Annotated in this window: 11 protein-coding genes and 1 pseudogene; 8 read left to right on the forward strand and 4 right to left on the reverse strand. The window is 62.3% G+C overall.

The features are described 5' to 3' along the window. Positions 1–2 precede the first annotated feature (2 nt). The 6 genes from A9D60_RS12125 (at position 3) to A9D60_RS12150 (ending at position 6,949) form a co-directional block, all read left to right on the forward strand. Positions 3–1,094 carry an extracellular solute-binding protein gene (locus A9D60_RS12125; RefSeq protein ID WP_065267851.1) on the forward strand — a complete coding sequence of 364 codons (1,092 nt, stop codon included), beginning with the start codon at positions 3–5 and terminating at the stop codon, positions 1,092–1,094. A 126-nt stretch (positions 1,095–1,220) separates the two neighbouring features. Then, on the forward strand, positions 1,221–2,387 hold the full coding sequence (locus A9D60_RS12130; protein ID WP_175392957.1) for an ABC transporter ATP-binding protein: 1,167 nt from the start codon (positions 1,221–1,223) through the stop codon (positions 2,385–2,387). A gap of 10 nt (positions 2,388–2,397) precedes the next feature. Next, positions 2,398–3,294, forward strand: coding sequence for an ABC transporter permease subunit (locus A9D60_RS12135; protein WP_065267852.1), 897 nt, complete (start codon positions 2,398–2,400; stop codon positions 3,292–3,294). Further along, complete coding sequence (locus A9D60_RS12140) at positions 3,291–4,112, forward strand: ABC transporter permease (protein ID WP_065267853.1); 822 nt, start codon at positions 3,291–3,293, stop codon at positions 4,110–4,112. The genes A9D60_RS12135 and A9D60_RS12140 overlap by 4 nt, the downstream gene beginning before the upstream one ends. 41 nt (positions 4,113–4,153) lie before the next feature. After that, the gene (locus A9D60_RS12145) at positions 4,154–5,569 is read left to right on the forward strand and encodes an aldehyde dehydrogenase family protein (RefSeq protein WP_254656684.1); all 1,416 of its coding nucleotides are present in this window, start codon (positions 4,154–4,156) and stop codon (positions 5,567–5,569) included. Between the two features lie 27 nt (positions 5,570–5,596). Next, positions 5,597–6,949 (forward strand): NAD(P)/FAD-dependent oxidoreductase, encoded by a 1,353-nt coding sequence (locus tag A9D60_RS12150; RefSeq protein WP_065267855.1) that lies wholly within the window; start codon positions 5,597–5,599, stop codon positions 6,947–6,949. 431 nt (positions 6,950–7,380) lie between these two features. Here the strand turns inward: A9D60_RS12150 and A9D60_RS12155 are convergent, their stop codons facing one another. Further along, the gene (locus A9D60_RS12155; protein ID WP_065267856.1) at positions 7,381–7,635 is read right to left on the reverse strand and encodes a hypothetical protein; all 255 of its coding nucleotides are present in this window, start codon (positions 7,633–7,635) and stop codon (positions 7,381–7,383) included. A 583-nt stretch (positions 7,636–8,218) separates the two neighbouring features. Here A9D60_RS12155 and A9D60_RS25505 point away from each other — a divergent pair. Beyond that, positions 8,219–8,416 (forward strand): annotated as a pseudogene (locus A9D60_RS25505) (transposase); the annotation flags it as partial. Between the two features lie 47 nt (positions 8,417–8,463). Here the strand turns inward: A9D60_RS25505 and betI are convergent. From betI to betC, 3 genes are all read right to left on the reverse strand, one after another. After that, on the reverse strand, positions 8,464–9,036 hold the full coding sequence (gene betI / locus A9D60_RS12160; protein ID WP_065267857.1) for a choline-binding transcriptional repressor BetI: 573 nt from the start codon (positions 9,034–9,036) through the stop codon (positions 8,464–8,466). Between the two features lie 156 nt (positions 9,037–9,192). Then, positions 9,193–10,854: a BCCT family transporter gene (locus A9D60_RS12165; protein ID WP_065267858.1), complete on the reverse strand. Its 1,662-nt coding sequence runs from the start codon at positions 10,852–10,854 to the stop codon at positions 9,193–9,195. Between the two features lie 92 nt (positions 10,855–10,946). Further along, the gene (betC, locus tag A9D60_RS12170) at positions 10,947–12,455 is read right to left on the reverse strand and encodes a choline-sulfatase (RefSeq protein WP_065267859.1); all 1,509 of its coding nucleotides are present in this window, start codon (positions 12,453–12,455) and stop codon (positions 10,947–10,949) included. Between the two features lie 461 nt (positions 12,456–12,916). On the opposite strand from betC, the gene A9D60_RS12175 reads away from it, so the two are divergent. Then, positions 12,917–13,097, forward strand: a 181-nt coding sequence (locus tag A9D60_RS12175) for a transposase (protein ID WP_065269781.1), incomplete at its 3' end; no start/stop codon positions are given.

A 13,097-nucleotide genomic window follows, 5' to 3' on the forward strand; every position in this document is an offset into this window, starting at 1 on the left:
CCATGAAAACCAAGCTGACAACCAGCCTGCTGGCCGGAGCGGCCGCCATCTGGGGCGCCGCCGCGGCGGCAGAGGGCGAACTGGTGATCTACAACTGGAGCGACTACCTGGATCCGGCGATCATCGAAGCCTTTGAAGCGGAAACCGGCATCGACGTCACCTATGACACCTATGATTCCAACGCGATGCTGGAAACCAAAGTGCTGGCGGGCAGCTCCGGCTACGACATCATCGTCCCCTCCTCCACCGGCACCGCGCGCCTGATCTCGGCCGGAGTGCTGCAGAAGATCGACAAGTCCAAGATCCCCAACCTGCAGCACGTCTGGCCCAAGATCGCCGGGCTGATCGAGACCTTCGATCCCGGCAACGAATACCTGGTGCCCTACAACTGGTGGACCTTCGGCATCGCCTACAACACCGGCAAACTGGCTGAGCGGCTGGGCGCAGATCACCCTAAATCCTGGGACCTGCTGTTTGATCCGGAAATTTCCGCCAAGCTGGCTGATTGCAGCGTGATGATCGTGGACTCGCCCATGGATGTGATCGGCGCCGCGCTGATCGACATGGGCCAGGACCCCAACACCAGCGACAAGGACCAGATCACCGCCGCCGGGGCGCATATCGGCGCGGTCCGGGACAATATCGCCCAGATTTCCACTGATGCCATGATCGGTGCCCTGTCCGACGGCGATGCCTGCCTCGGACTGACCTGGAGCGGCGATGCCTACTGGGCGGCAGACGGCGCCAAGGAGGCCGGCAATGGCGTCGATCTGGAATACATCATCCCGGAGGAGGGCACCCTGCTGGACTTTGACGGCCTGGCCATCCTGGCCGATGCCAAGAACGTGGATGAGGCCCATGCCTTCCTGAACTACCTGATGCAGCCCTCGGTCTCGGCGCAGAATGCCAACTTCATCCGCTACGGCAGCGCCAATCTCACCGCTCAGGCGGAAATCGACCCGGAGCTGACCAGCAACCCCGCCGTCTATCCGACCGAGGCGACGATGGAGATGCTGACCACCCCGGTGCTGCAGGACCGCAAGACAGAGCGTCTTTACACCCGCACCTGGTCCAAGGTCCGCACCGGCCAGTAAGCCCTGGCGCGGCTTCCGGGCCGCGCCATTCCAGCCCTGCCGCGGCCTGCGGGCCGCGCATCAATTGCCCTGCCGCAGCGCCCGCTTACATCGCGGCAGGGACTTGCAACAGGGGAACCTGCACCAATGAACTTCCATGATCCGGCCAGTGCCGCCGCCGCCCGGGCCGAACCCGCCAGTCCGCTGAAACCAGCCCGCCCGCCCTTGATCCGCTTCGAGAATGTGACCAAGACCTTTGGCAGCTTCACCGCGATCTCGGATCTGAACCTGGACATCCAGGAACGCGAGTTCTTCTCGCTCCTCGGCCCCTCCGGCTGCGGCAAGACCACGATGATGCGGCTGCTGGCAGGGTTCGAGGAAGTGACCACGGGCCGTATCTTGCTGGACGGCCAGGACCTGACCAGCATCCCGGCAAACCGCCGCCCGATCAACATGATGTTCCAATCCTACGCGCTGTTTCCGCATATGTCGGTGGCGAAAAACATCGGCTTCGGGCTCAAACAGGAACGCTGGAAGAAACGCGACATCCAGGACCGGGTCGACGAGATGCTGGCGCTGGTGCAGCTCGAAGGCTTCGCCGACCGCAAGCCGCACCAGCTGTCAGGCGGCCAGATGCAGCGGGTGGCGCTGGCGCGCTCGCTGGCCAAGAAACCCAAGGTGCTGCTGCTGGACGAGCCGCTGGGCGCGCTCGACAAGAAGCTGCGCGAGGAGACCCAGTTCCAGCTGATGGATGTGCAGGACCGGCTGGGCCTTACCTTCATCATCGTGACCCACGATCAGGACGAGGCGATGACCGTCTCCTCCCGCATCGCGGTCATGAAGGCGGGCAAGCTGCTGCAAACCGACACGCCTGCGCGGATCTACGAGCATCCAGCGTCCAGCTATGTCGCTGATTTCATTGGCAACGTGAACCTGATCAATGTGGAGCTCACAGGAATGGACGGCGAGCTGGCGCTGGCCGGCTGGGATGGCGGCACCCGGCTGGCAATCCGCCCGCAGCCCGAGGATGTACTGACCCCCGGCGCCCGCAAGACGCTGGTGCTGCGCCCCGAGAAGATCCACGTCACCAAGGACCGCCCCGCAGAAGCCGCAAACGTGAACATGGTGGATGGCACGGTCGAGGAGATATCCTACACCGGCAGCGCCTCCACCTACCTGGTCCGGCTTGACGGCGGCATGCTGATCCGCGCGCAGGAGGCCAACCGGCTGCTGACCTCGCGCCGCGAGGTTGACTGGAACGACCGGGTCTGGCTCAGCTGGCGCGCAGGCGCCTGCGTGCTGGTGGACGAGTGAGGTTCGGACCATGCGCACATCCCGCAAATTTCTGATCCTGACGCCTTACTTGTGGCTGGGGCTGTTCTTCCTGGTGCCCTTCCTGATCGTCATCAAGATCGCGCTGTCGGATTCCGTCACCGCCAGCCCGCCCTATGCCCCGACATTCAGCCTCGATGAGGGGCTTGCAGGCCTGCGTGCCTCCTTCGCGCAGCTCGATTTCGAGAATTTCCTCTGGCTGGCCGAGGACGGTATCTACCTCAAGGCCTACTTCAACAGCGTCAAGGTCGCCGCCATCGCAACCCTGCTCACCCTGCTGATCGGCTACCCGGTGGCCTATGCCATGGCCAAGGCGCCGCGGGACTGGCGCAAGACGCTGCTCCTGCTGGTGATCCTGCCGTTCTGGACCAGCTTCCTGATCCGCATCTACGCCTGGATCGGCATCCTGAAAAACGAGGGCTTCCTGAACCTCACTCTGATGAAGCTCGGCATCATCGACCAGCCGCTGGCAATCATGCACACCGAACTCGCGGTCTATATCGGCATCGTCTATTCCTACCTGCCGTTCATGATCCTGCCGCTGTATGCCTCGCTGGAACGGATCGACGGCAAGCTCCTGGAAGCCGCCGAGGACCTCGGCTGCGGCGCCTTCGCCGCCTTCCGCCAGATCACCCTGCCGCTGTCGCTGCCGGGGGTGGTCGCGGGCTGCTTCCTGGTCTTCATCCCGGCGATCGGCGAATTTGTCATCCCCGACCTCTTGGGCGGTTCCGGCACGCTGATGATCGGCAAGACCCTGTGGCTCGAGTTCTTCTCCAACCGCGACTGGGGCGTGGCGGCGGCGGTGGCCATCGTGTTGCTGACCATCCTGATCGTGCCCATCGTGCTGTTCCAGCGCCACCAGCAGAAACATCAGGAGGAGCTGGGATGATCCGCCGTTTCAACATGTTCAACCTGACCTCGCTGACCTTCGGCCTGGCCTTCCTCTACCTGCCGCTCTTGCTGGTGGTGATCTACTCTTTCAACGACTCCCGCCTGGTCACCGTCTGGGGCGGTTTCAGCACCAAATGGTACGGCATCGTGCTGAACAACGACGCCTATCTGGAGGCCGCCTGGATCACCCTGCGCATCGCCTTTGTCTCGGCCACGCTGGCGACAGTTCTGGGCACGCTCAGCGCGGTTGTCATGGTGCGGGCGGGCTCCTTTCCGGGCCGCACGCTGTTCTCCGGCATGATCTTTGCGCCCTTGGTGATGCCCGAGGTGGTGACCGGCCTGTCGCTCCTCCTGCTGTTCGTTGCAATCGGTCTCGACCGCGGATTCTGGACCATCACCATTGCGCACGCGACCTTTGCCATGTGCTATGCATCGGTAGTGATCTCCTCCCGGCTGGCCAGCTTCGACCGCTCCCTTGAAGATGCCGCGCTGGATCTGGGGTGCACACCGCTTTCGGCCTTTCGCCAGGTGACCCTGCCGGTGATCGCGCCTGCAGTGATCTCGGCCTGGCTGCTTTCATTCACCCTGTCGCTTGATGATTTGGTGATCGCCACCTTCACCTCCGGCCCCGGCTCCACCACCCTGCCGGTGAAGCTTTATTCCTCGGTCCGGCTGGGTGTTTCGCCAGAAATCAACGCGCTGTCCACGATGCTGATCGGTATCGTTACCTTTGGCGTCATCGCCGCGTCGCTGATCAACCGGCGGCAGGAGCGGCGCCAGAAACAGGAAAACCGCGCGGCGGCCGCCGCCGCGTGAAACGCAATCAAACAAATTTGGATACGGCAATGCAGTACAACATGTCCCAGTTCTATATCGGCGGCACCTGGACAGGTCCCCTCGGCAGCAGCTCGGCGGAGGTGATTAACCCCGCGACAGAACAATCCATGGGCCCGCTCGCGCTTGGCAGCGAAGCTGACATTAATGCCGCTGTCGCCGCGGCGAAGGCGGCGCTGCCCGGATTTGCCGCCACCAGCCGCGAGGACCGCATTGCGCTCCTTGAAAGGGTTCTGGAGGTCTACACCTCCCGTATTGATGATTTCGCAAAAGCCATCTCGCTGGAGATGGGTGCCCCGATCACCATGTCGCGCGAAATGCAGGCGCAGGTGGGCATCGACCACCTGGAGGCCATCATCGCCGACCTGAAAGCGCTCGATTTCGAGGAAACCCTGCCCAATGGCGACACGCTGGTGCGGATGCCGGCTGGCGTCTGCGGGCTGATCACCCCCTGGAACTGGCCGGTCAACCAGATCGTGCTGAAAGTGGGCCCTGCCCTGGCCGCCGGCTGCACAATGGTGCTGAAACCCTCCGAGCTGACGCCGTTGTCGGCAATCCTCTATGCCGAGGTGCTGCACGAGGCCGGCGTGCCTGCAGGCGTCTTCAACCTGGTCCACGGCGAAGGCCCGGTGGCAGGCGCAGCGCTGTCGCGCCACCCGGATGTTGCGATGATGTCCTTCACCGGCTCCACCCGCGGCGGCGTTGCGGTGACGCGGGATGCCGCAGAGACGGTCAAGAAGGTGGCGCTGGAGCTGGGCGGCAAATCACCAAACCTGGTGTTTGCCGACTGCGACCTGGAAACCGCCATCTCCGAAGGGGTCGAGGCCTGTTTCATCAACACCGGCCAGAGTTGCGACGCCGCCTCCCGGATGCTGGTGGAGCGCAGCGTCTATGACCGCGCGGTGGAGCTGGCACAGGCCAAGGCGGCCGCGATGCCCGTGGGCAACCCGGCGGAGCCCGGCGATCACATGGGGCCGCTGGTAAGCGCGCAGCAATACGCCCGCGTGCAGGAGATGATCGAAGCCGGCATCGCCGAAGGCGCACGGCTGGTGGCGGGGGGGACGGGCAAACCCGACGGCTTGGAGACCGGATACTACGCCCGCCCCACCATCTTTGCCGACGCAAACAACGGGATGCGTATTGCACAGGAGGAAATCTTCGGCCCGGTGCTGGTGATGATCCCCTTTGACAACGAGGAAGAGGCGATCGCCATTGCCAATGACACACCTTTCGGCCTGTCGGCCTATGTGCAGACCGGCGACAGTGCCCGTGCGGCGCGGGTTGCCCGCGCGCTGCACTCCGGCATGGTCAATGTGAACGGCGCCTTCCTTGCTGCCGGGTCCCCCTTTGGCGGTGTCAAGATGTCGGGGATGGGGCGCGAGGGCGGCCGCGAAGGCATTCTCGAATTCCTCGAAACAAAGGTGATTGCAGCGCCCTGACGGAGGCTGCCGGAACGGACCAGTGCCATGAAAACCCTCAACCGCATCTACAACTCCCACGCCTATGACACGGAAATCCAGGTCGGCAGCTACTGGGACGCCACTTTACCCGCTGCCCCCGATTATCCGGCGCTGGACGGCGACCGGCGCACGGGAGTGGCCATAATCGGCGCGGGCTACACCGGCTTCAGCGCCGCGCTGCATCTGGCCCGCGAGCACGGTGAGGCACCGCTGGTGATCGACGCTGCCCAGCCCGGCTGGGGTGCCTCGGGGCGCAATGCCGGTTTTTGCGGCTTCGGCGGCGCCAAGCTGGGCGACAGCGCCATCGTCCGCCGCTTCGGCGAGGATGATCTGCGCGCCTTCTACAGCGCCCAGAAGGAAGCGGTCGCGCTGGTTCGCGATCTCACCTCGCCAGGCAGCATCGAGGCAGAGGCACAGGATGACGGCGAATACTGCCTAGCCCATAGCACCCGGGCCGCCCGAGCCCTGCCGGAAATGGCGGCAGGCCTGCGCCGCTATGCTGGGGTGGATTGCCCGGTGCTGTCGGCACAGGAGATGCGTCAGGAAGGCCTGCACGGCGATGGTTTTCACGGCGGCTTTCTGCTGCCCCTGGGCTTTGGCCTCAATCCGGGCAAATTTGCGGCCGGCCTGGCCCGCCTGGCGCAGCAGGCTGGCGCGGCGGTCCACGGCAATACCCCGGCGCTGTCGGTGCAGGAACAGCCCGAAGGCACCTATATCATCGACACACCGTCGGGCCGCATCACAGCGGACCGGCTGATCGTCGCCAGCAACGGCTACAGCAGCGACAACCTGCCGGACTGGCTGCGCGGACGCTATTTGCCGGTGGTCTCGCATATCATGGTGACGCGGCCCCTGACCGAAGCCGAGAAACAGGCGCAGGGCTGGACCACCCGGCGCATCGCCTATGACACCCGCAACCTGCTGCATTACTTCCGCCTGCTGCCGGACAACCGGGTACTGTTTGGAATGCGCGGCACCAGCAACATCACCCCTGCCACCACGCAGCAGATGCGGCGCCGGATCCGACGCGATTTCGAGGCGATGTTCCCGGCACTGGCCAATGCGGAAACCGAATATCACTGGAGCGGCCTGGTTTGCCTGACCCGCGGCTTGATACCATATGTCGGACAGATCGGAGACTGGCGGCGCGCCTGGACCGGATTCGGTTACCACGGCGGCGGCGTGGCCATGGCGACCTATGCCGGGCGGCTGCTTGCAGGAGTTGCGGCCGACAAGCCTTGCAGCGTCCCCATACCTAAGTTTATGCAAAACAAACCCGCAACTTTCCCCATCCCTAAGTACCGCCGCCAATGCCTGCCATTAGCCTACACCTGCTACGGTGTCATGGATCTGCTTTAAGAGCCTCCAGTTTCCCTCGACTGAAAATGCGCCTCATCCCAAGATGGGAATGATCCAAGTTGTACCGGTGTTTAACTCCCTTTTCTTCAAACCGTTGAGCCGCCGAACACCGGCTTCAAGCGCGACGGAGCGGAAAATTGCTTGATTAATTACCAGCACAGAAATTGCGCCCAGTGCTTATTTCGAATGTCCACTCAGACAGGCGTCCGCTAGAGCATTCACGATTGCTTCGAACGACCGCTACCTCTCCTTGTCGAACGGTATCTATCTGAGTGGTGCTCCGAAAATAGGCCTCAAGCCACTTTCCTGGATCATTGCGTTGGAGGATTGCCGCAGCTCCCATCCGCAACCGTCCGCTCATTTGCGCCAGTGCGCCTGTTGCACCGTCCAACCCCTGCAAGCTCAGCCTGTTCGCCACCAGCTGCAGCTGTCTAAGTGCCTCGGCACTGCTCCAGTTCGAAGACTCCGAAAGCCGCGCGTGATGCAGATGCCGCCGGTCTGACAGCGCCGCCGAGGTTCCGGGTCAGGTTGAACAGTCCGTAGGTGCCTTTCATTTTTTCCGGCGGCAAAGTGCCCAGAGCGATGTTGCTGATCGGCACCATCGCGATCATCAGCGACATCCCCCACAAAGCTACCGGCAGCAGCAGTTCGTTGAAATCCCAATCCGGCGTCATCCCAGTCAGCATCCATGTGGATAGCCATTGGCGCTGCAGGCTGTTCAGAAAATTGTCAGTCTGTCCGGGTCAGAAGAAAATTGAAACAGCCACAACCAGTGCTGTTTACACATTTCTGAACTGCTACGGGACTGAAGCAAAGATGAAAGAACCTTGATTAAAGCACTGAATTCACGGTGAGACTTGGCGGGTAGAACGACATACTGAACAAAGTACCATTTGGTACGGCCGGACGTGCCAGAGGAAAACTGCAATCAGACCTGTGGATGGGACCTTACCGGGCATGAGGGCTGTCATTTTTGTAGAGTGAATACCAGCCCGCAAGGCTTTGATCAGCGCTGCACATCACATCGAACTTTCTGGTCCACCTTTGCGACGCAAAGCGATCTGGCTACGGAGTTGATCGTTGTCGGTTCGGGCGGTCAACTGTGTTGGTATTGATCGCCTGCCCATGATGAAACCTCGTGATCAGGCATGCCGGTTGATGTGATCACCAGCATCCTCGGTCAACGAAATGTCTGACACGAGCCAAATTTTCGTTAAGCGTTCTTTCGGCCTATGCGCCTGTCTGGTTCGCGCTGAGGGGCGTGGCCGCTTACACGCCTGCATCCCAGGCAGGAAGCAACGGAAGGCGACCGCCCGATACGACAAGCGTCGCTACAAACAACGTAACCGCATTGAGATCATGTTCGGAAGACTGAAGGAGTGGCGGCGCGTGGCAACGCGATACGACAGGTGCCCAAAGGTCGTCCTGTCAGCAATCGCTTTGGCAGCGCTCATCATTTGCTGGCTACGTGTTCTTGGCCTAAAGCGTAATAGCCACCTTTGGAAACCGGCAATTCACGCGTCCCCAAGCAGGGCGCAGCACGTCATCACTACGGTTTCTGCAGCCATAGGAACAGCCTCCTGTTTACTCAGAGCAGCCCGCAAATAGACGCCGTCGATTTGGGCGGACACCGCCTGCTCAATTGCTTCAGGCTGGTCACTGAGCGCACGCAGTTCATGCAACAGGTTGCTGCGCAGCCTGCGCTGATAGATCTGCATTAGATGGGCGGCATCTTCATTGGATTGCGACAGCGCATAAAAGCTGAGCCAAGCTGAGGTTTTCCGCTGGTCAAAGACATGATCTTCAAAGTTGGCGCGGATGATGGCCTCAAGCCGGCTGCGCGGCCCCTGTGCTTCTGCCAGCCCTTTCACAACCCGCTGCGAAAACACTTTCAGGATGTGCCGCATGGCAGCGATAAGCATCTGATCCTTGCTGCCGAAATAGTGGTGCGCCAGGCCGCTGCTCATGCCTGCACGCTTGGCAATCTTCGATACCGTGACATCGAGCGAGCCGGCTTCGCCGATTTCGTCAATCACGGCAGACACCAACGCCGCGCGGCGTTTCGGCTCCATTCCAAGTTTCGGCATAGAAATCCCCTTGACTGCAGGCAGTCCTACCCCGTCTTTGACCGGATGATCAATCAAGTTTCTTGGCCTTATCTGCGCCGGAACTGCTTCTGAACGCAGCAAAATCAGACCCCTGCGTGCGGAAATGGGAGTACGCACGCAGGGGCGCCGCAGGGCTTAGCCGGAGAGATCTCCGGCGGCCTCCAGCTTTTCACCGGCCCGCTCGCGCAGGCCGTCCCGGTAGATCGCTTTGAACAGGGCCAGGCACATCAGCACCATCACCAGCGAAAACGGCAAGGCACCGATGACCATGGCGGTCTGGATTGCCTTCAGCCCTCCGACCAGCAGCAGGGCCGCCACCACCAGGCCAAGCGCCACACCCCAGAACAGGATATGCGGGCGCGCCTTGGGGCCTTCGTCGCCGGCCGCGTTGATGGTGTTGACGATCAGCACCGCTGAGTCCGCCGAGGTGACCAGATAGGTCATCAGCAGCACCACGATCAGCACCGCCATCAGCCAGCCAAGCACCGGCGACAGCATCAGCTGGGTCATGGCAAAGATCTTGTCGCCGTCCGGAACCGAGAAGATCGCACCGTTCGCGCTGCCGTTCAGCTCCATGTCAATCGCGGTCCCGCCCGCAAAGGAGAACCAGACGAAACACATCAGTGCCGGGGCGATGACCGCGCCGATCACAAACTCGCGGATGGTGCGGCCCTTGGAAATGCGGGCGAGGAACAGGCCGACAAAGGGGGCAAACGCCACCCACCAGGCCCAGTAAAACACCGACCAGCCGCCCTGCCAGCCCTCCAGTTTGGTTGCCACGGACCCCTCGACGCCATCGCCCCGGTAGACGCTAAAGACCATCGACGGCAGTTCCGCCAGATACGTCCACAGCCCGCTGAACAGCGCGTTGAGGCCAAACCAGGTGGAGCCGAACAGCAGGAAGAAGCACAGCAGGAAAGTGCTGAGCACCATGTTGAGGTTGGAGAGCCACTTGATCCCTTTGCCGACACCGGACAGTGCCGAAAGGGTGGAGGCGCCCATGATGATCAGGACCGCCACGATGATGCCGAGGCCGGAGGCGGTGCCCTCGTCGTTCAGCAGCCAGTCGCCGATGCCGATGCGGGCCATGCCGGAGACAAACTGCTCGACGCCGAACCCCAGCATCTGCGCCACGCCCAGGATGGTGGCGATGACGGCAAAGATATCGACCGCGTGGCCCAAGGGGCCGGAGAGCCTTTCCCCGAACAGCGGCGCCAGCGACGACCGGATGGTCAGCGGCAGGCCGCGGCGGTAGGCAAAGAAGCCCAGCCCAAGACCTGCAATGGCATAGGACGCCCAGGCGGTGAAGCCCCAGTGCAAGTAGGACCATTTGTAGGCGTTCAAATAGTTGTTCAGCTCCCCGCCATCGGCCAGCCCCTGGATCACATCCGGGTTGTTCTTGAAATGATAGATCGGCTCAGCCACCGCCCAGGTCAGCATGCCGACGCCGATGCCGGCACCGAACATCATCGAAAACCAGGAAAACCGCGAAAACTCCGGCTTGTCATCCGGCTGGCCCAGTTTCAGCCGCCCTGCGGCAGGCCAGAGCACCAGCCCGATGCTGGCCAGCACAAAGGCCGCCATCACATAGACATACCAGGCGGCGAAATTGGCCAGGATCAGGCTGTTGAGCCCCGCCAGGACCGAACTGGCCTGGTCCGGGAAGGCGACGGCCCAGAGCACAAGCCCTGCGACCGCCAGTTTCGAGCTTACCGTGACATCAATACTGAAGCCCTCGTAGAACCCTTTGTCCGCCGTCTTGATCGGCAGTTCTGTCAGGGGTGGTTTCACCGACATTGCGCGTCTCCCAGTTGGTAGGTTTTTCACTGCCCTGCGAAGGGATTTTGAGGATTGTTCTTTTTCCCCGCGCACTCTCGTTGCAGTTGCGCTTATTCCCCTCTTGGGAAACGGGCGTTTTCCTCGACCACGTTCAAATCCATGTGGTTGCGCATGTAGCGCTCGCTGGCCTTTTGCAGCGGCTGGTAATCCCATGGGAAATAGCCGCCCTGGCGCAGCGCCTCGTAGACCACCCAGCGGCGGGCCTGGCTTTCGCGCACCTCGGCATCGAACCGCTCCAGATCCCAGCGCTCGGCCGCCATTGCCTTGAGCTCTGCCAGCGTGTCCTGATGGGCGGGGTCTCCGGCAAGGTTGGCCAGCTCGTGCGGGTCGGCCTCCAGATTGAACAGCTGGTCCGGGTCCAGATCGCACAGGTTCAGCTTCCACTGCCCCAGCCGCAACGACACCATCGGCGCATAGGAGGCCTCGGCGGCATATTCCATCGCCACCGGCGTTTCGCGGCTGCCGCCCTGCCCCAGCGGCACCAGGCTCTCGCCGGAGGTCCAGGGCATCACCTCATCCATGCTGACCCCGGCCAGGTCGCACAGCGTCGGGCAGACGTCGATGTTGGACACCGGCGTTTCCACCAGCCCCGGCGCCATCTGCGGCGCCGACACCATCAGCGGCACCCGCGACGACCCTTCGTAGAAGCTCATCTTGAACCACAGCCCGCGCTCGCCCAGCATGTCGCCGTGGTCGGACACGAACAGGATGATGGCTTCCTGCCGGGTGTTCTCCAGCGCTTCCATCACCTCGCCGATCTTGTCATCGAGATAGGAGATATTGGCGAAATAGGCGCGGCGGGACTTGCGGATGTCCTCTTCGGTGATGTCGAAGTTGCGCCAGTCGTTGGCGTCAAAGATCCGCTGCGCGTGCGGGTCCTGGCTGTCATAGCCAAGGTCCGCCACCTCCGGCAGCAGATGCTCGCAGTCCTCGTACAGGTCCCAGTACTTCTTGCGTGCCACATAGGGGTCGTGCGGATGGGTGAAGGACACCGTCAGCGCCCAGGGGCGGCCGTCCTTGCCGCGCGCCAAGTCATAGACCTTCTGCACCGCATGAAAAGCCACCTCGTCATCGAATTCCATCTGGTTGGAAATCTCGGCCACACCGGCGCCGGTGACGGAGCCCATGTTGTGGTACCACCAGTCGATGCGCTCGCCCGGCTTGCGGTAATCCGGGGTCCAGCCGAAATCCGGCGGGTAGATGTCGGTGGTCAGGCGTTCCTCAAAGCCGTGCAACTGGTCGGGCCCGACGAAATGCATTTTGCCCGACAGGCAGGTGTAATACCCGGCCCGGCGCAGGTGATGCGCATAGGTGGGAATCGATGAGGCGAATTCCGCGGCGTTGTCATAGACCCGAGTCGCCGATGGCAACTGCCCGGACATGAAGCTTGCCCGCCCCGGCGCACAGAGCGGTGAGGCGGTATAGGCGTTGCGGAACCTGGTCGAGCGGGCCGCGAGCTTTTTCATGTTCGGCGCGTGCAGCCAGTCGGCCGGGCCATCCGGGAACAATGTTCCGTTCAGCTGGTCAACCATGAAAATCAGGATGTTGGGTCGGGTCATAGTCTCTCCCCCGCGTGGGACTGGGTTTCGGTTTACCGCCGCTATCCGCGGCAGTGTTGTCAGCTGCAGCGCCTGCCCGGCGTGTTTTCCGCCGCCTGCATGCGCTGCCCGGAAATGCAGAACCGGCGTGTTCCTGAGTCCGCTCCGAATTGGCCGGAATTTGCCTTGTATTGATTGATCAGTCAATTTAAAAACAACAGGACCATTCAAACAGGTGACCCGTGACCTTCTGCACAGCGCTTGCAGCGGCCCCGGGCACCGCACTCCCAGGGAGGCCGGCATGACCCGCCCCCCCCGCGCCGGTGATGCACGCATCAGAGTGCAAGGCCAGCAAACTGCACCGGCGGGAGTTCCTGGCCAGGGCAATCCGAGCAGTGTCGCGGAAGCCCTTGATGGGCATTGTTGCAGAACTCTCTCGTTGGAGGATTCACAACACGAATCCATGGGGTTAGACGGATGTCATGAGCAAGCCCAAGCCCGCCCGCTACCGCACGACGAACTGGTCCGCCTACAACGCTGCGCTCCGCAAGCGCGGGTCTTTGCTGATCTGGCTGGACAAGGAGATGGCCTGGTACGCGCCGCATGAGGGCCGCCCTGGGCGCCCGCCGGTGTTCTCGAATGCGGCGATCCAGTTCTGCTTAT

It is taken from the genome of Leisingera sp. JC1 (genome assembly GCF_001679925.1).
Classification (GTDB): domain Bacteria; phylum Pseudomonadota; class Alphaproteobacteria; order Rhodobacterales; family Rhodobacteraceae; genus Leisingera.